Below are 21,116 nucleotides of genomic sequence, written 5' to 3'. Positions count from 1 at the left end.
CGAAGCGGTTTTCCGGAAAGATCATGCGCAAACAACAACCTAAAGCGCGATGACGATTCATCCAAATCTCATCGCGCTTTAGCGCCTCACCAGAACGGCCCGTAGCCGAGCACGAAGGGTGCGGGCACGCGGTAAGGATAGGGACGATAGTGGACGGGCCGCGCGAAATAGCGGGGATCGCGGCGCAGCGCAGGCCGCACGACATAGGCTCGGGCGGGCCGTCGCGCATCGAAGATCGCGATCCCCGCCGAGGCCTCCGGAACCGTCGCCCCTGGTGCGGCGGACGCGCAAGGCAGGCAAGCGGCGAGCGCGCCGGCAACGGCCCATGCAATCCATCTCGCCATTATCACCCCTCGAGGCTGCCGCCGACGTCGAACCGGCGCTAACCGGGGCGCCAATAGCAGCTCACACGCGGCACGATCACCGTGCCGCTCGGCCGGAATTCCTGCACATAGGTCGCGTTGCATTCGCGGACCGCATTGGGACCGGGATTGTAGCGCGGATAGACGCCGTCAGGGCTGTAATAGGGCGTGACGCGCAGGCGCGGGGGCGGGCGCTTGCGCGGGGGCGGGATGTCATCCGGCGCGGCCGCCTGCGCCAGCCTGACACCGGGGGCCGCCGTCTGCGCCTCCGCGCCAACGCAAAATTGCGAAAACAACCCCATGCACAGTAGCGTCAGCGCTGTTTTTGCTCGCATTTTTTCGCCCACCTGAACCGTCCCGTCGAGGTGCCACGCTCCCCGTTTTGGCGCCGCCCGTCAACCTCGCCGCTTTATAAAGCGGGATGCATCAGCGGGAAACCCGCGCTGGACCCCGTTTCAATGGAATTGAAACGGGCTCCAGGTTTTTGCTTTGACGCGTTTTCTTCACGCGAACCGGTATCCACTTCGCTCGAAAACGCTTTAGAACACCCCCATGTGGACAGAATTGAAAGCGCCTTCGCTGGCCGAGATGGAAGCGACGGCACACGAGATCTTCGAGGGCCTGCCGGCGGAATTTCGTGGGCTGTGCGAGGGCGTGATCATCCGCGTCGACGACTTCCCGACCGAGGAGGTCCTGGACGAGATGGAGTGCGAGAGCGAGTTCGACCTGCTCGGCTTGTTCCAGGGCGTCGGCCTGCCGCAGCAGAGCCTTGGCGACGTGGCCCGGCTGCCCAACATGGTCTGGCTCTACCGCCGGCCAATCCTCGACTATTGGGCCGAGCACGACGAGAGCCTCGGCCATATCGTCCGCCACGTCCTGATCCACGAGATCGGCCACCATTTCGGCCTCTCGGACGACGATATGGCGGCGATCGAGGCTCAGGCCGAGTAGGACGCGGAGTCCATCAACGCGCCGCGGGGAGAAGCATCGTCAGCCGATAGTCTGACCATCCCGCGAGGGACAGCGACACCTGCTGATAGTGCAGCAGCCCCATGGACGGATGATCGAACGCGCGTTCGCCTCCCTCGCGCGCCAAGACCCCCTGCGTGTCCCAGCACATTTCGAAATCACGGCTTTGGAGTCTCAGTTCCTCGACCAGCCGGCGAATCTCGGGATCGTCGGAGTACGCCGTCACCGCGGCGCGGAACTCCGCGACGACGCGGCGTGCGCGCGAGGTCCAGTCGAGGATCAGGGTTCGCGCCTCGGGCCTGAGGAAGATGTAGCGCAGCAGATTTTTCTCGCCGTCCGCATCGAGCCATCCTGCGAACAGAAGCGACGCTTTCGCATTCCAGCGACGCGCGCGCCAGGTGCGATCGAGGATGTAGGCGGGCCCATCGATCGCATCGACGCAGGCCAGGATCTCTTCCGGCGGGTCATCGCGGGCGCCGGGACGCTCGGGATCGCGTTTGCCGGCAATCTCGAACAGATAGCTGCGCTCGGCCCGCGACAACCGCAGTCCGCCGGCGAGGCGCGCAAGTGCCGACGCAGAGACGGAGACGTCGCGCCCCTGCTCGATCCACGTGTACCAGGTGACGCTCAATCCGCAGAGCTGAGCGACCTCCTCGCGCCGCAGGCCCGGCGTGCGCCGTCGCGGGCCGGCGGCGAGGCCGAATTCTGCCGGAGACTGGCGCTCCCGGAGCGCCCGCAGGAACGCGCTGAGCGAGAGAGCCGGTGCGATCGGGTCCTGAGCTTTCATGGTGATTTTTATACCAGCATAATCTAGGTACTTAAACTGGTATCATGGCCGTGCTAGCTTTTTGCCCGACTTCGTCGCTGCGCAAGGACGCACATGGGCAAGCAATTCACCGGGATCGAACCCGAGCACAGGGCTTTCATCGAGCGGCAGAAGATCTTCTTCGTCGCGAGCGCCCCGCCGAAGGGGCGCATCAACGTGTCGCCCAAGGGTCTGTCCTCATTCCAGGTGCTCGGAGACAATGATGTCGCCTACCTCGATTGCACCGGTAGCGGCAGCGAGACCCGCGCGCATCTGACCGCCTGCGACGACAAGCGGTTGACCATCATGTTTTGCGCCTTCGAAGGTGCCCCGATGATCCTGCGTCTCTATGGCCAAGGCCGGTCGCTCATGCGCGGCACACCAGAGTACGCCGATCTCGCCCCTGCCTTCGAGGACATGACCGGGGCACGCCAGATCGTGCGCCTCTCGGTCGACCTGGTGCAGACATCGTGCGGCATGGGCGTGCCTCTGTTCGACTACAAGCAGGAGCGTGGCAGCCTCATCCGCTACTGGACCAGGCAGGGCCTCGACAATTTGCGAAAATACTGGGGCCTCAAGAACATGAAGAGCATCGAAGGCCTGCCGACGGGCTTCGTCCCTGACGCCATGGCCCCGCCCCTCTGACAGACCAAGATTGCCGAATCCGGCCTAGGATTCGCGCACCAACCGGGCTAAACAGCCCTCCCCTGACGACAAACCGGGAAGCCTGAGATGGACAAGTTCACCACGCTGGAAGGCGTCGCGGCGCCGCTGAAGATCATCAATGTCGACACCGACATGATCATCCCGAAGCAGTACCTCAAGACCATCAAGCGCACCGGCCTTGGCAAGGGGCTGTTCTCCGAGCAGCGCTACAAGGACGACGGCAGCGAGAACCCGGACTTCGTCCTCAACCAGCCCGCCTATCGCAACGCGAAGGTGCTGGTGGCCGGCGACAATTTCGGCTGCGGATCGAGCCGCGAGCACGCGCCCTGGGCGCTGCTCGACTTCGGCATCCGCTGCGTGATCTCGACCTCGTTCGGCGACATCTTCTACAACAACTGCTTCAAGAACGGCATTCTGCCGATCCGCGTTGCCCAAGAAGACCTAGACAAGCTGTTCGACGACGCCGAGCGCGGCGCCAACGCGACGCTGACGATCGACCTGCCGAACCAGGAGATCCGCGGCCCCGACGGCGGCAAGGTCAAGTTCGAGATCGACCCGTTCCGCAAGCACTGCCTGATCAACGGCCTCGACGACATCGGCCTCACCATGGAGAAGAAGTCGTCGATCGACACCTACGAGGAGAAGCTCAAGCGCGAACGCGCCTGGGCCTGAGATCGCTCTCTGTTTCGAGCCCCGGTGCCGTCAGCGCCGGGGCTTTTTCTTTGTCCTTCTTGTCCCTATAGCTCGCGAATGCTGCCCGAGATCGTCACCTTCTGGCATGGCCCGATGGACGCACTGCGCCAGACCTGTCTGCGCTCGCAGCTCGCTGCCGGCCACAAGGTCACGGTCTACAGCTTCGACCCTATTCCCGGTCTGCCCGCCGGCGTCCAGAACGCGGAGGCGGAAGCGATCCTGCCGCATGCATTCTCCGAACGGCTGCGGCCGCCGCAGCCCGACGGAAGCTGGCGCGATTGGACAACGCTGCAGTTCAGCGACTTCTTCCGCATGAAGCTGATGGCGAAGGGCCTCGGCCTGTGGCTCGATGCCGACGTACTGCTCTTGAAGCCTGTCGAGATCGACCCGGCAAAGCCCTATTTCGCCTGGGAGCGACCGCGCCAGCTCGGCAATTCCGTGATCTACCTGCCGCCCGCGCACGGCATCGTCGCCGCCTTCGAAGAGCTGATGGAGCAGGAGGAACTGACGCCGAACTGGCTGTCGGTGCGCCATCGCATCACCTTCATGATGCGGCGTCTGCGCGGCGGCTCGAACCGCCTCGCGGATATCCGCGTCGCGATCTTCGGCCCCGCGGCGCTCACCGCGCTCGCGCGGCGCACCGGCGAGCTGGGATGCGCGCTGCCGAAGCAATCGTTCTACGCCGTGCACGCCGAGCCGAAGCTGTTCTTCGATCCCTCGAGCTATCTCGGCCTCGTCACCAACCCCGAGATCATCGGCCTGCACATCTCGCCGAAGGGACGCGGCGGCGAGAAGCCGATTCCTGGCAGCCTGTATGCCTGGGCAGTGGAGCGGTTCGCTTAGCTCTCGTGCCCCGGACGCGGCGCAGCGTGGTAACGCTGCTTCGCAGAGCCGGGACCCAGCTAGCGGCGCGATGGACCCCGGCTCAGCGGCGCACCACTACGCGATGCGCCGCGTCCGGGGCACGAGACCGGATTGGATGCCCCTCCCAGTTTGATCCAGCGCAACGCGCCTCTGCATCATTGTGCTTAATTCGCTCCAATTCCGCTGTCCGAAGGAGCTTTCCATGAGCACCGCAAGCAGGCCTTACCCCATCGTCCAGGACCTCATCGATTCCTTCGCGAGTTGGCTGAAGCATCGCCGCGAGATGAACGAGATTCGTCAGCTCGATCGCGCCGATTTCGATCGGATCGCGAACGATCTGCGGATCGCACCGGACGATCTGGAGGAACTGGTCCGCCACGGCAAGCATTCCGCCGACGAGCTGCCGATGATGCTGCAGCAGCTCGGCATCAGCGCCGAAGGCCTCGGTCGCGCACAGCCGCTGCTGCTCCGCGACATGGAGCGGGTCTGCTCGCTCTGCGGCCACAAGGGAGAATGCGACCGCGATCTCGCCGACGGCACGGCTGCGGAGAATTATCACCGCTATTGCGCCAACGCCGCGACGCTGGAATCGCTGGACCACGCCGACGTCGCGCCGCGCTGAGGGGCTGTCCAGGGGCAGAAGGATCCGCTCCTAGATCACGCCCGTCCGCGCGCAAGACTCACGCTTGGAAAAGCCCTTCACGAGCTTCTTACAGGCACGATAGCGCTCCTCCATGCTGGCCCCGCCAGCATCAGCGGGGGCGCGCGATTCGGTGGAGCTCTCCTTCTTGACGGCATGAGACTGCGCTGCCTTTCCGCGTTTGTTTGAAGGCGGGGCGTCGTCGGGCACTGGCACGAGCTGCCAGACCGGGCGAAGATCTATATTGGCTGTCTCGGACGGATTTTCTTTCTTGAAGGACGACAGCACGAGAACGTTCTTGTCCATCTTGACGGTGACCGGTGTTCCGTTGATGGAGAATTTGTCGTTCTCAATGTATTCGGCAAACGATCGAAACCCAGCTGCGTCCTTCATCCACGACTGCTTCGTTGGCGGCCCCCAGAGATAATATCCCCTTGCCAGCCCGGTCGCAGAGACCTCCGTGATGATCAGCATGGTGTACCGACCCTTGCCATTTGACCACCCTCGTTTGTTGGACCACACGCCGACGAATCTGGAGTTGGCATTGAGCGGGTCATTCTGATCAGGCGAGATGGCGAAGCTCGGCAGTTTGAGTTGCTGAGCCGAGGCAATGGCAACCACCTTCTGATTATCCTCGGGCCCAAACAGATTTCGGACAACTGCTTTTGCGTCAGGCCCCTGACGACCGGTTGTGTCCGGTTTCGAAGGGGCCGCCGGGGATGCAAGAGCCGCAACTTCGTTGGCCTTGAAATTCTTGATCCGCTGGCGCGCTTCTTCGACATGGCTGCTGCGCGGATATCTGACCAGAAATTCCTCGTAAAGACCTGCGACTGTCGACGTCTGGATAGCGAGCCAGAACTTCTCGTCTTCCGCTGGATTTGCAGGCGCCGGGGTCGCGGCGGTTGACGCCGGAGCAGGTGCGACGGGGGCCGGAGCGCTCGCGGCAGGGGCTCTAAGGTAAATCTCTTCCTTCGACAAGGAGCCATACACAAAGGGCTGCTGCTCTCGCTTGGTCGTCGCCATCACGTCGTCACGGACCCGGCGAAACAAGAAAGATATCTCAAGGCCCGGTGTTTCGATGTGACGAAGGAGCGAGGCGGTAAAGGGACTATTCCGGCCATCGCCGTCGCTCGCCGTGGTGCCGTCGCGGGCGGCGTATGCGATCAAAACGTTGTCGGATGGTTCGGTCGGCGCGAGTCCGCGCATCACAGCTCTTGTGCTGATGGAACGCTTCATCTTCGCCGCAAACGGATTGTTGCGACACGCGTCGAGTATGACGAGACCCAATTTGCGTGCCTTCGAAACCTGAAGGCTCACCGAACGCAGGCTGATGGCCTCGCTCTCGATGTCGGTGTCACTGCGCAGCTCTGCGCCGATCGGAATCAGCCAGTTCTCCCCGCCGATCTCCATCCCATGCCCGGCGTAGAATACGACGGCGAGGTCGGCACCCTCCGCAGAGCGGCCGAACTCGACGATAGCCTTCCTCATCTCCTGGGCGGTCGCGTTCTTGACCTGAGTGACTTTGAAATCGAGGCGTTCAAGCGCACGGCCAATGTCTGCGGCATCGCGCGTGGGATTCGGCAATTCGGGAACCTTTTCGTAGGCGCCATTGCCGACGACGAGCGCAACCCGCGCCTGCTGTGCAAATGCCGGAAGCGGGACAAACCAGAGCAACATGCCGAAAATGATCGCTGTCCCAATTGTCCGCATCTATGTATTTGCCTGAATCAAGTGGCGTTCATAGAGGGTACCACTACGTTGCACTACTGCAACGGGAAACCCCGAGCATCGTAAACCCATTGCTGTAGCACCCACCCCCGAATGCCCGCGACCTGGTGCGGCGTTGACGCCCGTCGTAAGCGTCTACCTGCCGGCGACGAAATAGAAGTCCTGTCGTCCGGAGACCGAGCCGTAGCTGAACGGCTTCTGCCTGCGGCCAGTCGCCTCCATGACATCGTCGCGAACGAAGTCGAACAGCCTGCGGACCTCGAGGCCCGGCGTCGGAAGATTCCTGACGAAGGCGACCGCGAACGGGCTGTTGATGCCGTCACCATCGAGCGCGGTTTCGCCGTCCTTGGCGGCGAAGACCACCAGCGTGCCCGCCTCCGGCTCCAGCGGCGCCAGGCCTTGCGACACCGAGCGCGACGCCACCGTCATGGTGCGCTTCATCTGCGCCGCGAACGGGTTGTCGCGACAGGCATCGAGGATGACGAGGCGCAGCTTCCTGGCGCGCTCCGCCGCATTGAGCACCTGATCGACCGGCACGGCTTCAAATCCGATCTCGCGATCCGCCGCGAGCTTGGCGTCCGTCGGAATGAGATAATTGACTCCGCCGATCTCCATGCCGTGTCCGGCGTAATACACGACGGCCCAATCCGCCGTCTCCGCACGGGCTGCGAACTCGCGCAAGGCATTCACCAACGCATCCTTGCGCAGATTGGTCAGCAGGGTGACGGCTTCGAATCCGGTGAGTCTCAGCACGTCGGCGACGAGGCTCGCGTCGCGCACGGGGTTCGGCAGGGCGGCGACGTTCTCATAGGCCGAATTGCCGATGACAAGGGCGATGCGGCGTTCGCCGCTCGGCGCCTCGGACGCCGTGACGGCTGCGGCAGCGCCGGGCTTCCCGACCAATATCGTTGCCGGGCGCGGCGAAGGCAGCGCGGCGAGCCGCTCCCGTGCCTTGTCCTGCGCCCATTTGGTCGCACCATGACCTAGCCCGAGCGTCGCATTGAAGTCGGCCCTCGCCTTGGCGACATCGCCGCGCTTCTCGTAGGCCAATCCGCGATTGACATAGGCGTTCGCATAGGTCGGATCCACGCGTATCGTTTCAGTGTAGTCAGCGATGGCCCGTTCGGCGTCGCCCTTCTTGCCGTAGGCATTGCCTCGGTTGAAGTAGGCGTTCGCATTCATGGGCTGCAACCGGGTCGCTCCGGCATAATCGGCAATGGCGCGGTCCAGATCGCCCTTGTTGCTGTAGGCGTTGCCGCGATTGTAGTACGCGTTCGCATAGGCCGGATCGATCCGGATCGTCGCCGTGTAATCCGCGATGGCCCGGTCCGTGTCGCCTTTGGTGCTGTAACCATTGCCCCGGTTGTAGTAGGCGTCCGCGCGCGCCGGATCGAGCCGGATCGTCGCAGTGTAGTCGGCTATGGCGCGATCCGTATCACCGTTGGCGGCATAGGCATTGCCACGATCGTAATACGCATTCGCGTCCTTGGTATCTCGCCGTATGGCCTCGGAGGCGGTGGCAATGGCAGCGTTGGCCTCGCCTTTGATGCGGTCACTGGCGACTGCGGGCCCGGTGAGAACAAGAAGTGCAAGGCAATAGAATAATTTGCGAAACATGCGACAGCCCACGCGCCATATCGGGGATGGGAAGCAGGATTGAAACGGCGCGAATTTATCGGAGCCGGCGACCGGGCTGTGTGATCCAAATCACAAGAATGCACCCGCAGCACACCATCGGCGGCTGCGGCGCGCGTCGTGTTTGAAGCAAGTGGCCGGCCTGGTCAGGCGCCGCTCGCCATCGCGGCGGCTTCCGCCGCGGCGCGCTGCATGCTGGTCGACATCTCGTTCGTCACCGTGCTCTGCTCCTCGATGGCGGCCGCCGTCGACGTCACGTATTCGCTGACATTGTTGATCGCCTGCTTGATTGCACCCAGCGCACCGACGACGTCGCCCGAGATCTGGTTGAGACTGCCGATCTCCTGAGCGATCTTGTCGGTCGCCTGCTTGGCCTGGTTGGCAAGCCCCTTCACCTCGGATGCGACCACGGCAAAGCCGCGGCCGGCTTCGCCGGCACGGGCCGATTCGATCGTCGCGTTGAGCGCGAGCAGGTTGATCTGCCCGGTGATGTTGTTGATGAGCTCGACGATGCCGCTCATCGCCTGCGCGGCCTCGGTGAGGCGCTGGGCCTGCGCGTCGGCGGAGGAGACCTGCTCCACGGCGCCGCTCGCGGTTTCGCGCGACTTGGTCATGGCCTCGGCAATCTCGCGCACCGAGGCGTTCAATTCCTCCGAGCCGGCCGCAACCGATTCCATCATCGCGCGGACCCGCTCGTTGCCCATGCGGACCAGCACCTGGCGCGTGGTGTCGGTGGCATATTTCACGACCTTGAACGGCTTGCCGTTGAGGTCGAGGATCGGATTGTAGGAGGCCTGGATGTAGATCTCCTTGCCGCCCTTGCCGATGCGCTTGTACTCGGCCGCCTGGTATTCGCCGCGATTGAGCGCCGCCCAGAATTCGCGGTACGCGGCGCTGTCGCGCTCACTCGGCTCGACGAACATGCTGTGATGCTGGCCCTTGATCTCCGGCAAGGAATAGCCGAGCGCGCCGAGGAAGTTGGCGTTGGCCGTAATGATCGTGCCGTCCATGTTGAACTCGATCACCGCCTGGGCCTTGTCGATCGCGGCGATCTGGCCGGCGAGATCGGCGTTCTTCAGCTTCTCCGCGGTGATGTCGGTCGCGAACTTGACGACGCCGTAAGGCTTGCCGGTCTCGTCGAGCAGCGGGTTGTAGGAGGCGAGAATCCAGACCTCGCGGCCGCCCTTGCCGATGCGCTTGAACTCGCCGGCCTGGTACTCGCCGCGGTTGAGAGCGGCCCAGAAGCCGCGATAGGCCGTGCCGTTGCGGTCGGCCTCGGCGACGAACAGGCTGTGGTGCTTACCCTCGATCTCCGACAATGAATAGCCGAGCGTCTTGCAGAAATTCTCGTTGGCGGTGACGATGGTGCCGTCGAGCTTGAACTCGATCACGGCCTGGGCGCGGCTGATGGCGGCGATCTTCGACGCATCCGTCATGCTCCGGATCTTCTTCGCGGTGATCTCGGTTGCGATCTTGGCGACCATCACCGTCTTGCCGTTGCCGTCGAGCACCGGATTGTAGGATGCTTCGATCCAGACCTCGCGGCCGCCCTTCGCGATCCGCTTGAACTCGCGCGCCTGATACTCGCCGCGGTTCAATGCAGCCCAGAACGCCTTGTACTCGGCGGTGTCGCGCTGGTCGGCCGGCACGAACATGGAGTGATGCTTGCCCTGGATCTCGTCGAGCCGATAGCCGAGGGCGTCGAGAAAATTCTGGTTGGCCGTGATGATCGAGCCATCGAGATTGAATTCGATCATGGCCTGGGATCGGCCGATCGCCTCGATCCGCGCTTGTGCATCAACCCGGGACTTGCGACCAAACATTCATTTTGCTCCAAAATTGATGTTCAGGCCGCCGCACAGAGCGAACCGGCCTCTCATCATCCACTGTCTTCGCGGAGCGCGCGTAATTCGAGCTTCGCTCGACGGGCGGTCCGTTCGAGCAAAACGGATATCTGAATCGAATTATCAGAGTATTTGTCCGATCGCAGACACAATGGCCGCTTTTTGCCAGGGCGATTAACCCGACAGCGACACACGGCCACCCTGACCGCGCCATCGGCCTTGGACTGCGAAGGTCGCGCTAAATTCCCTATCGGTATTCGGCAAAACGTCGATCGCGAGACGGCACCTGCGCGGCTCGCACGTCCGCACATGGCTGATCTGCGAGCGAGCGCGCGCGATCTTCATCCGCAGCGACCGCCCCCGGCAACTTGTCGCAGTGACGGGCAAATTGTCCCAGTTCTCTTGGCGAGGGATGCGTGAAGCTTTCTCGGCTGTTCCATGCAATCTCCAATTGGTAGCGTTCGGATTCCGACTCAGTAGGTTTGAGCGCTTTGAGGATTCTGATTTGGGCGCCGTCTCGTACCTCGACCGGTATCCTTTGCTTCGATCGCGCGACAGCGAGTTTGCGCGCGATCGCCTGTTTTCGGCGTACGGCGCCGATCGGTTTGGCAAGCACGGTGATGGGTTCGGCATCCAGGCCAATTTGGCCCGACTGAATTCGATCGGCCTTGCGTTCTGCGCCTACGATGGCGCGGCATCGCTGTCCTTTCCTGAATCGCAAATCCTCCGCCAGTTCTTCTCCATCCAGGGGGCTGCGGGATTCACGACCAACGGCAATAGCCGGCCGATCGAGGCCTGGACTCCCATCATCTCCGGCGACGCCCGGCTCGATCTCGACTTCGCGCCCGGCTATCGCCAGCTGGTGCTGAGGATCGACGCCCATGCACTGGAGCGTTTGCTGAAGAGCCTGCTCGGCGACGCCAGCGGCATGAATCTGCGTTTCATTTCAAGCGAAGCCGATCCGGCGATGATGACGCAGGTGCGCCACGACGTCTTCAGATTTGCCGAGGAGCTGGAAAGGTTCGGGCAGGATTACTCCCCGATCGCCATCGCCGAACTCGAGCGGGCGCTGATGTTCCGGATTCTTCTGGCGCATCGGCACAATTTCTCCGATCGCCTGCAGCGCTCGGCGCCGAGCGCCAACCGCGCCGTGGTCGACATCGTGGAATCCTACATCGAGGCCCATTGGGACGAACCTCTCGATTTCCAGGAGATCGCCGAGGTCGCCAATGTGAGCGTGCGGACCGTGTTCCGGGAGTTCTCGGATTCCGGGCGGGGATCACCGGGCCAGTTCGCGCGGCGCGTCCGGCTCCAACACGCCGCTGAGCTGCTGCGGCGGCCCGATGGGCAGACCAGCGTGCTGGCCGTGGCGTTCAAATGCGGCTTCCGAAACCTCGGACGCTTCGCATCCGAATATCGTCAGGCCATCGGCGAGCTGCCCTCCGAGACGCTGAAGAATGCGAGACGCAGACAGTAAGGGACCCGTGCGCAGCGGCGAGCAGCCACGGCGACGAGCAGCGCTCGTCTTGAATGGCCCGGCGGCTCTGGTTGCGTTCAGCCCTTGCTCATCGCCGCGATCGCGTCCGCGATGGCAATCGTGCGCCGCGCCATGTCGGCGTGCAGACGCTCCACCATGGCGCCGTCCAGGCGGATCGCGCCGCGCGAGGCGTTCTCCGGCAGCTCGAACGCCGCGATGATCTTTCGCGCGCGCGCGACCTCTTCTTCGGGCGGCGTGAAGATGGCGTTGCAGGCGTCGATCTGCGAGGGGTGGATCAGCGTCTTGCCGTCGAAGCCGAGATCGCGGCCTTGCGCGCATTCGGTGGCGAAGCCATCGGGGTTGGCGATGTCGCTGTAGGGGCCGTCGAGAATCTCGAGGCCGTGGGCACGCGTCGCCAGGATGCAGTGCGTGATCATCGGGATCATCGCGGCGCGGCCCGGCAACATGCGGATCCGCGTCTCGCGCGAGATGTCGTTGGGACCGAACACGAAGCCGGAGAGCCGCCGCGATTGATCGCGTCCGGCTTCGGCCAGCTCCTCGGCATGCAGCACGGCGCGCGCGGTCTCGATCATGGCCCAGACCTTCACCGTCGGCGCGGCGCCAAGCTCGGTGAGACGGAAGCCGATCGTATCGAGATCTTCGACACTTGAAACTTTTGGAACCAGGATGCCGTCGGGCGAAGCCTTCGCCGCCATGGCGACGTCGTCGGCCCACCAGGGCGTATCGAGGCCATTGGTCCGAATCAAAATCTCGCGCTTGCCGAAACCCTTGGCCGCGATCGCGGCGGCAATGCCGTCACGCGCCGCCGCCTTGGCCTCGGGGGCGACGGAATCTTCCAGATCCAGGATCAGGCCGTCGGCGGCGAGATTGCGCGCCTTTTCCAGCGCGCGGGGGTTGGAACCGGGCATGAACAGATGGCTGCGGCGCGGGCGGGTCATGCGAGCGTTCCTTCTGGTCTGCCTCAAGCGAATTCGTTACCGGAGCCGATAGCACCTGGCCTGTCTATTCGAAAGGCTTGTTCGCCCCTGCGGTATATGTTTAGGCATAGGCCATGATGACATTCCCGAAGCATTTGCTGGAAGGCTACCAGGCCTTCGCCACCCAGCGGCTGCCGACCGAGCAGAGCCGCTATCGCGAGCTGTCGGTGAAAGGGCAGTTCCCGGAAGTGATGGTGATCGGCTGCTGCGACAGCCGCGTCTCGCCCGAGGTGATCTTCGACGTCGGGCCGGGCGAATTGTTCGTGGTGCGCAACATCGCCAATCTGGTGCCGGTGTATCAGCCCGACGGCAACGCCCATGGCGTCTCCGCCGCGCTGGAATATGCGGTGACGGTGCTGAAGGTGAAGCACATCGTGGTGCTCGGCCACGCCCAGTGCGGCGGCATCCGCGCCTTCGTCGACAAGATCGAGCCGCTGACGCCCGGCGACTTCATCGGCAAATGGATGCAGATGTTCATCAAGCCGGGCGAAGTGGTCGAGCAGCGCGACCACGAGAGCATGGCGCAGTTCGTCGAGCGCATCGAGAAGGCCGCGGTGTTCCGCAGCCTGGAAAACCTGATGACGTTCCCGTTCGTGCAGAAGGCCGTGGAGAGCGGCCAGATGCAGACCCACGGCGCCTATTTCGGCGTCGCGGAGGGATCGCTGTTCGTGCTGGACAAGGCGGCGAAGGAATTCAGGAACGCGCGGGGCGTGGTGTAGGCGATTTCGCAAACTGCCGCGCCAAACGCGATCGTCGTCCCGGACAAGCGCAAGCGCAGATCCGGGACCCATACGCCGCAGCAGTCGTTTTACGAAGGCTCGGAGTTGCCGGCCTGGCGCCAAACCACGTCCTGTGGTGATGGGTCCCGGATCTTCGCGCGCTTAGGGCGCGCTTGTCCGGGACGACGAGGGGAGAGAGCTGAGCTTACGCCGCCTGCTTCTTCGCGCTGATCAGCTTGCGGTTGATCAGCACTTCCGCGATCTGGATCGCGTTGAGCGCCGCGCCCTTGCGGAGGTTGTCGGACACGCACCACAACACGAGACCGTTCTCCACCGTCGCGTCCTCGCGGATGCGGCTGATGTAGGTGGCGTCCTCGCCGGCCGCCTCGTACGGCGTGGCGTAGCCGCCGGGCTCCTGCTTGTCGATGACGAGGCAGCCGGGCGCCTTGCGCAGGATGTCGCGCGCTTCATCCGCGCTGATCGGATTTTCGAACTCGATGTTGACGGCTTCGGAGTGGCCGACGAACACAGGCACGCGCACGCAGGTGGCGGTGAGCTTGATCTTGGAATCAAGGATCTTCTTGGTCTCCGCCATCATCTTCCACTCTTCCTTGGTGTAGCCGTCCTCCATGAAGACGTCGATCTGGGGGATGATGTTGAAGGCGATGCGCGCGGGAAACTTCTTATTGACGATCTCGCTGTTGGTGTAGACCGCCTTGGTCTGCGAGAACAGCTCGTCCATCGCGTCCTTGCCGGCGCCCGACACCGATTGATAGGTCGAGACCACGACGCGCTTGATCGTCGCCTTGTCGTGCAGCGGCTTGAGCGCGACCACGAGCTGCGCGGTCGAACAGTTCGGGTTGGCGATGATGTTCTTCTTCTTGAAGCCTTCGGTCGCGGCCGCATTCACCTCCGGCACGATCAGCGGCACGTCCGGGTCCATGCGCCAGGCCGAAGAATTGTCGATCACGACGGCACCGGCGGCGCCGATCTTCGGCGACCATTCCTTCGACACCGAGCCGCCCGCCGACATCAGGCAGATGTCGACGTCGGAGAAGTCGTAGTGCTCGAGCGCTTTGACCTTCAGGGTGCGGTCGCCATAGGAGACCTCGACGCCGACGCTGCGGCGTGACGCCAGGGCCACGACCTCGTCCGCGGGGAATTTGCGCTCATCCAGGATGTTGAGCATTTCCCGTCCGACATTGCCGGTCGCGCCGACGACTGCGACTTTGTAACCCATCGTTCACTCTCCGATGAAAAAGCCCGTTCCTGAAGCTGACGCTTAAACAGGAAGAGCAGCGCTTCTATGCGAGAACCGGCCGCAAGACAACGTTGGACCCCGCCTTAGGGACGTGGATGCAGTCGCCTGAGGCCAGCACGGCCGCACTCTCGACCCGGACCAGTCTCCATCTGGCGTTAGCAGCCTTCGCCGACGAGGTCGTCGGCACGCTGGCGCGGTTGTTCGCCTATGTGGGGACGCTCGCCCTGTTTGCCATCCTTGGCCTTGCGGCGCTCGGGCAGCTGCCCGATCTGCGTGACGACGAGCCGGCGCCGAAGCCCGGCTGGAACGTCGCCGACCGCTCGCATCCGGCATTCGCCCTCAGCAAGCTCGATTCGTCCGAGAAAACAGCATCTTACACCATCCTTCGACATCCCGAAGGCGGCCGCCGGGACATCATGCGCTGGGCAGGCGAAGCGGACAAGCCGCTGGCCCAGCTGGAGATTTACCGGGAGGGCGGCGAGTTCGACGTGGCTCGTCCTGCCGCGATGGACCTCGCCGTCCAGATGGGCCTGGAAGCGGCCAGCGCGCTCGAACAGGCCGGCCTGATCGAGACCAAATTCGGCCCCGTCGCCCTGTTCCGGCCGGTCGCGGCAACGGAGGGCGCGCGGGCCTGCCTCGGCTACCTCAAGCGCAGCGAGGAGCCGGGCTTGCAGATCTCCGGCTTCTCCTGCCAGGGCGACACAATGCCCGCCCAGCGTGCGGCCGTCGCGTGCACGCTGAACCGGCTGACGCTGCTGACCTCGGGCAACGAGCCGAAGCTCGCCGATCTGTTCGCCCGGGCCGAGCTGAAGCGCCGGGCTTGCGACCTTGCGGGCTCGCCGGACTGGCTGCTGGGCGCGGCGAACGCGCAATTGCGCGGGACGCTTTGAGGCGCATCAAGCTCAAGTGGCTGGTATTGATGCAACTTTTGCCGGCGGGCCCGATTATTCCGAGCTGGTGTGACCCAATAGACCTAGTTGCGCTCACCCCGGCCGGGCTAGTATGGGGTGAAATCGACTGGCGGTGCGCCGCCTGAAGGGGACGTGATGAGCTCGAAATTCTCTGCCAAATTGGCGACCTTGTTTGCTGCGGGCGCCGTGATTGCCATGTCCCTCGTGACGCCGGCCTCGGCCGACAACAAGACCAAGCGCTACGACGAGCGCGGCCGCCACTATTACGGCCCGAGCGGTCCCAACGCCGTCTACCAGCAGGGCCGCACCCGCATCTATGTCAGCAAGCGCTCCTGGCTCGACGGCGGCACCGAGGTCAATCCGGGCGACCGCAAATTCTCCGACTATGCCTTCCCGCCGGCCGTGGGCTATCCGTCCTTCGCGCGCGAGAATCTCAATCGCCCGATCGACCGCCAGCCGCTCTCGCCGCCGCAGGACATCGGCGGCTATCCGCAGAATTTCCCGCTGTACTGAGCGGACGTAGCGATCCGAATCAAAAGGCCGGGCTCACGCCCGGCCATTTTTTTTGCGAGACGCGTCCGCCTCACGCGTTGGCTGCCGGATCGTAGCGCCGGCAAAACTCCTCGATCGCCTCGGAGCGGAAATCGGCGAGGCGCTCGAAGATGAGCGCATCCGGCCAATCCCACCAGGCGATGCGCCGCAAGCTCTGCGCGACATCCTCATCGAAGCGCTTGCGGATGGGGCGCGCGGGAACGCCGCCGACGATGGTGTAGGGCTCGACATCGCGGCTGACGACCGCGCCTGCCGCGATCACCGCGCCGTCACCGACGCTCACACCCGGCAGCAGGATGGCGGCGTGTCCGATCCAGACATCATTGCCGACGATGACGCGGTCGCCGCGACGGTCCGCGAAGAAATCGCGGTCACGCGTTGCGCCCGGCTCGTAATATTCGGGGCAATAGGTGAAACGATGCTGGGACGGCCGGCCCATCGGATGGTTCGGCGCGCCGATCCGCACTGAATTGGCGATGGCCGTGAACTTGCCGATCACGGCGTCGGCGACGTCGCAGTTCTCGCCGAGATAGGAGTAGTCGCCGAGCGAGGCATATTCGATGCGGGTGCCCGCGAGGATTTCGCAGCGCCGCCCGATCTGCGCCTCGCGCCGGCGCACCGTGTCATGGATGATGGTTTCCGCGATCTTGGGGCGGGGGGATGTGCCCATGAGGCGGCTCCGGCATGTAGCCCGGATGAGCGAAGCGCAATCCGGGAAGGTCTATCCACGTGGCGAGAACCCCGGATTTCGCTTTCGCTCCATCCGGGCCACGACATCCCATCTTACGCGTGCAGTTTCTGCAATTCCTTCAGGATCGCTTCGCCCATCTGCGTGGTCGAAGCGGCCGTCGTCCCCTCCGACTTGATGTCGGCGGTGCGCAGGCCGCTCGCCAGCACGGCGGCGATGGCGGCGTCGACCTTGTCGGCGAGATCGCCCATGTCGAAGGAATAGCGCAGCGCCATGCCGAAGGACGAGATCATCGCGATCGGATTGGCGAGGCCCTTGCCGGCGATATCAGGCGCCGAGCCATGCACGGGCTCGTACAGCGCCTTGCGCTTCTTGGTCTTCACATCCACTTCGCCGAGCGAAGCCGAGGGCAGCATGCCGAGCGAGCCGGTCAGCATCGCCGCGATGTCCGAGAGCATGTCGCCGAACAGATTGTCGGTGACGATGACGTCGAACTGCTTCGGCCATTTCACCAGCATCATGCCGCCGGAATCGGCGAGCTGATGCTCGAGCGTGACGTCGGGGTATTCGCGCTTGTGGACCTGAGTCATGACCTCGTTCCAGAGCACGCCCGACTTCATGACGTTGCGCTTCTCCATCGACGTCACCTTGTTCTTGCGCTTGCGCGCGAGCTCGAAGGCGACGCGGCCGATGCGCTCGATCTCATAGGTGTCGTAGACCTGGGTATCGATGGCGCGCTTCTGGCCGTTGCCGAGATCGGTGATGGTCTTGGGCTCGCCGAAATAGACGCCGCCGGTGAGCTCGCGCACGATCATGATGTCGAGACCTTCGACCGCCTCGCGCTTCAGGCTGGAGGCATCAGCCAGCGCCGGGTAGCACACGGCGGGACGGAGGTTGGCGAACAAAGCGAGATCCTTGCGCAGGCGGAGCAGGCCGGCTTCCGGACGCACCTCGTAAGGAACGGCATCCCATTTGGGGCCGCCGACCGCGCCGAAGATGATGGCGTCGGCGGCAAGCGCCTTGGCCATGTCGCCCTCGGAGATCGAGACCTTGTGGGCATCATAGGCGGAGCCGCCGACGAGGCCGGTGTCGGTCTCGAATTTGGCGATCCCGGCCGAATTGAGCCAGTCGATCAGCCGCTTCACCTCGCCCATCACCTCGGGGCCGATACCGTCGCCGGGAAGCAGCAGCAATTTGTGGGTCGCCATGGTCGTCACCTCAGATTTTTTCTCGTCATTGCCGGGCTTGACCCGGCAATCCAGCTTTTTTGAAGGATGGATGCCCGGGTCAAGCCCGGGCATGACGAGCGGGATGAATTTCGGCGGGAGTGCTAGAGCGGCGTTGCGCGCTTGGCAAGACACCATTGCCGCGGCGCGGCTGTGCAAGGCGGGCGGGGCCTGCCACAGTGCGGGACGCCGGAGTATCCCCTTGCACGCCCCTGATCGCCCCCCACCCGACGCACACCCTGCGCGGCTGATCCTGACCCTGTCGCTGGCCGCGACGGTCGGGCTCGGAATCGGCCGCTTTGCCTATGCCCTGGTGCTGCCCGACATGCGGGAGGACCTCGGCTGGTCCTACTCGGCGGCCGGTTTCATGAACACCATCAACGCCGTCGGCTATCTCGTGGGCGCGCTTGCCGCCTCGCGCCTGATCCAGCGCGTCGGCTGGGCGGCGGCCATCCGCGGCGGAACCCTCGCCTGCGTCGCCGCGCTCGCCACCTGCGCGCTGACGGGGAATTTCATCGCGCTGAGCCTGGCGCGGCTCGTGCTGGGTCTTGGCGCCGCGGCCGGCTTCGTCGCGGGCGGCGCGCTGGCGGCCACCATCGCCCAGACCCGCCCCGAGCGGGCCAATTTCCTGCTCAGCCTGTTCTATGCCGGGCCCGGCATCGGCATTTTATCGTCGGGACTGATCGCACCGTTCACGCTGCAGTATTTCGGGCCGGGCTCGTGGTGGATCGTGTGGTGGGCGATGACCCTGCTCTCGGTCGTCATGACCGTGCCGTTGTTCCTGATCCGCATCGAGAGCGGCGCGCGCTTCTCCGAAGGCAGCCACGCCGCCTTTGCGATCCTGCCCGTGCTGATTTACCTGGCCGGCTATTTCCTCTTCGGCGCCGGCTACATCGCCTACATGACCTTCATGATCGCCTATGTGCGCGACGGCGGCGGCGGGGCCGCGGCGCAGGCGGCGTTCTGGAGCCTGATCGGCCTGTCCGCCTTCGTAACGCCCTGGGCCTGGCGCGGCGTGCTCGCGCTCGATCGCGGCGGGCTCGCCACCGCCATCATCCTCGGCACCAACGCGTTGGGGGCGGCCCTGCCGATGCTCGGGCATTCGCCGGCATGGCTCGCCGTCTCCGCGGTCGTGTTCGGCGTCGCCTTCTTCGCCGTGGTCGGCTCGACCACCGCCTTCGTGCGCTTCAACTATCCGCCGCAGGTGTGGCCGACCGCGATCGCCGCGATGACGATCTCGTTCGGCGTCGGCCAGACGCTCGGCCCGATCGTGGTCGGCGCGATCACGGATGCGCTGGGGAGCCTGTCGTATGCGCTGAACGTGTCGGCGGCGTTATTGGCGCTGGGGGCGGTGGCAGCGTTGTGCCAGCGCAAGGTGGGACCGGGCTAGGTTGTCATTCCGGGGCGCGCATAGCGCGAACCCGGAATCCATTCATCCACCAGTCCTGCGGCCCGATGGATTCCGGGCTCTCGCTTCGCGAGCCCCGGAATGACGGCCCCAATCAGCTTCCGCTGAACGAATTATACCCCTGGTCTTCCCAATAGCCGCCCTTGTAGTCGTTGGTGACTTCCATCGAGACCACGTATTTCGGGTTCTTGAAGCCGAGCTTGGTCGGCACGCGGATCTTCACCGGGAAGCCGTAGGCGCGCGGCAAAATCTCGTTCGCGTATTTGAACGTCATCTGGGTCTGCGGATGCAGGGCGCTGCGCATATCCAAAGGCGAATTGTAGCCGTCCTTGTCGGCGCACTGGAACCAGACGTATTTCGCGCGCGTGTCGGCGCCGATCAGCTTGAGGAAATCGCGCAGCGGCGTGCCGGTCCAGCTGCCGATCGCGCTCCAGCCCTCGACGCAGATGTGGCGGGTGATCTGCGTGACCTGCGGCAGCTTATGGAGCTCGTCCAGCGTCCAGGATTTCTTGTTGTCGACGAGGCCGCGCACCTCGAGCTTCCAGTCCGCAGCCGAGACGTCGGGCGCGTCGTCGAGATCGTAATAGGCGTTGAACGGAAACGGCTTCGTGATCGCGCTCTCGGGGAAGGTCGGCGCCAGCGCATCGGGATTGAAGATGAAGGCCTGCACGGCGTCGTTGAACTTCGAGACGCTCTTCAGCATCTCCTCGGCCGAGGAGGAATCGACGACGTCGCAGCCGGTCAACAGTGTCAGGGCGCCGAGACTGGCACTGCCCGCGATGAAGCGGCGGCGGGTGACGTCGGGCATCGTCTTGATGGAGTCCTTGATCAGCAGCCGCTTGTCGACGCCTGGGATCAGGAAAGAGCGCTTGGCCATGATGGGTCTCCTAATCAACGGCCGATAATCATCGCGCGCAGGCTCTTCGGCACCAAGAGTGCGAGCAGGACGTGAATGACGAGAAACGCGCAGATCGCGGCCATGCAGAAGAAATGGATGTAGCGCGCGGTCGGGTAGTCGCCGAACAGCATGACCAGCCAATGCAGCTGCACCGGCTTCCACATGCCGAGCCCCGTGAGCACGATCAGCACGCCGACCACGATGATGCCGGCATAGAGCAGGCGCTGCACATAATTGTAGACGGTGAGATCGTCATGGCCGAGCTTGAAGGTCAGGGCGGCCCTGACGTCGTGCAGCACGCCTGACGGGGTGATTGGAAACAGCTTCTTGCGGAAGCGGCCGGTGGCAAAACCGGTGACGAGATAGGCGAGGCCGTTGACCATCAACAGCCACATCGCCGCAAAATGCCAGAGCAGGCCGCCACCGAGCCAGCCGCCGAGCGTGTAGTCGCGCGGGAAGGTGAAGCCGAACAGCGGCGAGGCGTTGTAGATCTGCCAGCCCGACAGGATCATCAGGATCATGGCGAAGGCGTTGATCCAGTGCATGACCCGCACCCAGGCCGGCTGGATCACTTTGGCCGGGGTGGCCCTGACCTGCTCGTCGGTGACTGTGAGGCTCGCCATGATGGTTCCGTCCTGATCGTTCCGTCCTGGGATCGTGTGTTGGGAATTATACGCCGGCCCGCCGGTTTTCGTTACGCCCCGCCGGCCATGGAATCGATGCCGTCAGGCTATTGTGGTCACAAAAAAGCGAGCCGGGTATCCCCGGCTCG

The 21,116-nt window shown here is 64.0% G+C and carries 22 protein-coding genes; 10 read left to right on the top strand and 12 right to left on the bottom strand.

Annotated features, from left to right (window positions below):
• Positions 1–86: 86 nt before the first annotated feature.
• Together TSA1_RS14425 and TSA1_RS14420 are read right to left on the bottom strand one after the other, a co-directional pair.
• Entirely contained in the window at positions 87–344 is a 258-nt protein-coding gene (locus TSA1_RS14425; RefSeq protein WP_100176958.1) for a hypothetical protein, read from the bottom strand.
• 38 nt (positions 345–382) lie between these two features.
• On the bottom strand, positions 383–664 hold the full coding sequence (locus TSA1_RS14420) for a hypothetical protein (RefSeq protein WP_174719304.1): 282 nt from the start codon (positions 662–664) through the stop codon (positions 383–385).
• A 250-nt stretch (positions 665–914) separates the two neighbouring features.
• Here TSA1_RS14420 and TSA1_RS14415 point away from each other — a divergent pair, with 250 nt between their 5' ends.
• The gene (locus tag TSA1_RS14415) at positions 915–1,313 is read left to right on the top strand and encodes a metallopeptidase family protein (protein WP_097660621.1); all 399 of its coding nucleotides are present in this window, start codon (positions 915–917) and stop codon (positions 1,311–1,313) included.
• A gap of 13 nt (positions 1,314–1,326) precedes the next feature.
• Here TSA1_RS14415 and TSA1_RS14410 read toward each other — a convergent pair whose 3' ends face one another.
• Complete coding sequence (locus TSA1_RS14410; protein ID WP_100176956.1) at positions 1,327–2,118, bottom strand: helix-turn-helix transcriptional regulator; 792 nt, start codon at positions 2,116–2,118, stop codon at positions 1,327–1,329.
• Between the two features lie 93 nt (positions 2,119–2,211).
• Here TSA1_RS14410 and TSA1_RS14405 point away from each other — a divergent pair, with 93 nt between their 5' ends.
• From TSA1_RS14405 to TSA1_RS14390, 4 genes are all read left to right on the top strand, one after another.
• Positions 2,212–2,781 carry a pyridoxamine 5'-phosphate oxidase family protein gene (locus TSA1_RS14405; protein ID WP_100176955.1) on the top strand — a complete coding sequence of 190 codons (570 nt, stop codon included), beginning with the start codon at positions 2,212–2,214 and terminating at the stop codon, positions 2,779–2,781.
• Positions 2,782–2,868: 87 nt separating this feature from the next.
• The gene (gene leuD / locus TSA1_RS14400) at positions 2,869–3,474 is read left to right on the top strand and encodes a 3-isopropylmalate dehydratase small subunit (RefSeq protein WP_100176954.1); all 606 of its coding nucleotides are present in this window, start codon (positions 2,869–2,871) and stop codon (positions 3,472–3,474) included.
• A gap of 78 nt (positions 3,475–3,552) precedes the next feature.
• Positions 3,553–4,338, top strand: a complete 786-nt coding sequence (locus TSA1_RS14395; RefSeq protein ID WP_100176953.1) for a glycosyltransferase family 32 protein — start codon at positions 3,553–3,555, stop codon at positions 4,336–4,338.
• A 223-nt stretch (positions 4,339–4,561) separates the two neighbouring features.
• On the top strand, positions 4,562–4,981 hold the full coding sequence (locus tag TSA1_RS14390; RefSeq protein WP_100176952.1) for a hypothetical protein: 420 nt from the start codon (positions 4,562–4,564) through the stop codon (positions 4,979–4,981).
• A gap of 30 nt (positions 4,982–5,011) precedes the next feature.
• On the opposite strand, the gene TSA1_RS14385 is transcribed toward TSA1_RS14390, so the two are convergent.
• From TSA1_RS14385 to TSA1_RS14375, 3 genes are all read right to left on the bottom strand, one after another.
• Entirely contained in the window at positions 5,012–6,709 is a 1,698-nt protein-coding gene (locus TSA1_RS14385) for a caspase family protein (protein ID WP_100176951.1), read from the bottom strand.
• 153 nt (positions 6,710–6,862) lie between these two features.
• Positions 6,863–8,344: a tetratricopeptide repeat protein gene (locus TSA1_RS14380; RefSeq protein ID WP_100176950.1), complete on the bottom strand. Its 1,482-nt coding sequence runs from the start codon at positions 8,342–8,344 to the stop codon at positions 6,863–6,865.
• A 164-nt stretch (positions 8,345–8,508) separates the two neighbouring features.
• A complete protein-coding gene (locus TSA1_RS14375) occupies positions 8,509–10,185 on the bottom strand; it encodes a methyl-accepting chemotaxis protein (RefSeq protein ID WP_100176949.1) in 1,677 nt (558 codons plus the stop codon).
• Between the two features lie 397 nt (positions 10,186–10,582).
• On the opposite strand from TSA1_RS14375, the gene TSA1_RS14370 reads away from it, so the two are divergent.
• Positions 10,583–11,683, top strand: coding sequence for a helix-turn-helix transcriptional regulator (locus TSA1_RS14370; protein WP_347338541.1), 1,101 nt, complete (start codon positions 10,583–10,585; stop codon positions 11,681–11,683).
• 77 nt (positions 11,684–11,760) lie between these two features.
• Here the strand turns inward: TSA1_RS14370 and TSA1_RS14365 are convergent, their stop codons facing one another.
• On the bottom strand, positions 11,761–12,642 hold the full coding sequence (locus tag TSA1_RS14365; RefSeq protein WP_100176947.1) for an HpcH/HpaI aldolase/citrate lyase family protein: 882 nt from the start codon (positions 12,640–12,642) through the stop codon (positions 11,761–11,763).
• A gap of 113 nt (positions 12,643–12,755) precedes the next feature.
• Between TSA1_RS14365 and TSA1_RS14360 the strand changes: the two genes are divergently transcribed.
• Positions 12,756–13,400, top strand: a complete 645-nt coding sequence (locus TSA1_RS14360) for a carbonic anhydrase (protein ID WP_100176946.1) — start codon at positions 12,756–12,758, stop codon at positions 13,398–13,400.
• A 205-nt stretch (positions 13,401–13,605) separates the two neighbouring features.
• Here the strand turns inward: TSA1_RS14360 and TSA1_RS14355 are convergent, their stop codons facing one another.
• The gene (locus TSA1_RS14355; RefSeq protein WP_100176945.1) at positions 13,606–14,640 is read right to left on the bottom strand and encodes an aspartate-semialdehyde dehydrogenase; all 1,035 of its coding nucleotides are present in this window, start codon (positions 14,638–14,640) and stop codon (positions 13,606–13,608) included.
• 116 nt (positions 14,641–14,756) lie between these two features.
• Between TSA1_RS14355 and TSA1_RS14350 the strand changes: the two genes are divergently transcribed.
• Together TSA1_RS14350 and TSA1_RS14345 are read left to right on the top strand one after the other, a co-directional pair.
• On the top strand, positions 14,757–15,551 hold the full coding sequence (locus TSA1_RS14350) for a hypothetical protein (protein WP_100176944.1): 795 nt from the start codon (positions 14,757–14,759) through the stop codon (positions 15,549–15,551).
• Positions 15,552–15,707: 156 nt separating this feature from the next.
• Positions 15,708–16,085: a hypothetical protein gene (locus TSA1_RS14345; protein ID WP_100176943.1), complete on the top strand. Its 378-nt coding sequence runs from the start codon at positions 15,708–15,710 to the stop codon at positions 16,083–16,085.
• Positions 16,086–16,155: 70 nt separating this feature from the next.
• Here the strand turns inward: TSA1_RS14345 and TSA1_RS14340 are convergent, their stop codons facing one another.
• Positions 16,156–16,794 (bottom strand): DapH/DapD/GlmU-related protein, encoded by a 639-nt coding sequence (locus TSA1_RS14340; RefSeq protein ID WP_100176942.1) that lies wholly within the window; start codon positions 16,792–16,794, stop codon positions 16,156–16,158.
• A gap of 113 nt (positions 16,795–16,907) precedes the next feature.
• On the bottom strand, positions 16,908–18,020 hold the full coding sequence (gene leuB, locus TSA1_RS14335) for a 3-isopropylmalate dehydrogenase (RefSeq protein ID WP_100181121.1): 1,113 nt from the start codon (positions 18,018–18,020) through the stop codon (positions 16,908–16,910).
• 220 nt (positions 18,021–18,240) lie between these two features.
• Between leuB and TSA1_RS14330 the strand changes: the two genes are divergently transcribed.
• On the top strand, positions 18,241–19,428 hold the full coding sequence (locus TSA1_RS14330; protein WP_174718904.1) for a YbfB/YjiJ family MFS transporter: 1,188 nt from the start codon (positions 18,241–18,243) through the stop codon (positions 19,426–19,428).
• A 112-nt stretch (positions 19,429–19,540) separates the two neighbouring features.
• On the opposite strand, the gene TSA1_RS14325 is transcribed toward TSA1_RS14330, so the two are convergent.
• Both TSA1_RS14325 and TSA1_RS14320 read right to left on the bottom strand, forming a co-directional pair.
• On the bottom strand, positions 19,541–20,323 hold the full coding sequence (locus TSA1_RS14325; protein WP_100176941.1) for a molybdopterin-binding protein: 783 nt from the start codon (positions 20,321–20,323) through the stop codon (positions 19,541–19,543).
• 14 nt (positions 20,324–20,337) lie between these two features.
• Positions 20,338–20,967, bottom strand: a complete 630-nt coding sequence (locus TSA1_RS14320) for a cytochrome b/b6 domain-containing protein (protein ID WP_100176940.1) — start codon at positions 20,965–20,967, stop codon at positions 20,338–20,340.
• Between the last annotated feature and the right edge of the window lie 149 nt (positions 20,968–21,116).

Source organism: Bradyrhizobium nitroreducens, from assembly GCF_002776695.1.
GTDB classification, from domain to species: domain Bacteria; phylum Pseudomonadota; class Alphaproteobacteria; order Rhizobiales; family Xanthobacteraceae; genus Bradyrhizobium; species Bradyrhizobium nitroreducens.
Note: the sequence above shows the minus strand (reverse complement) of the source record. Positions and strands in the feature narration are given on the sequence as shown.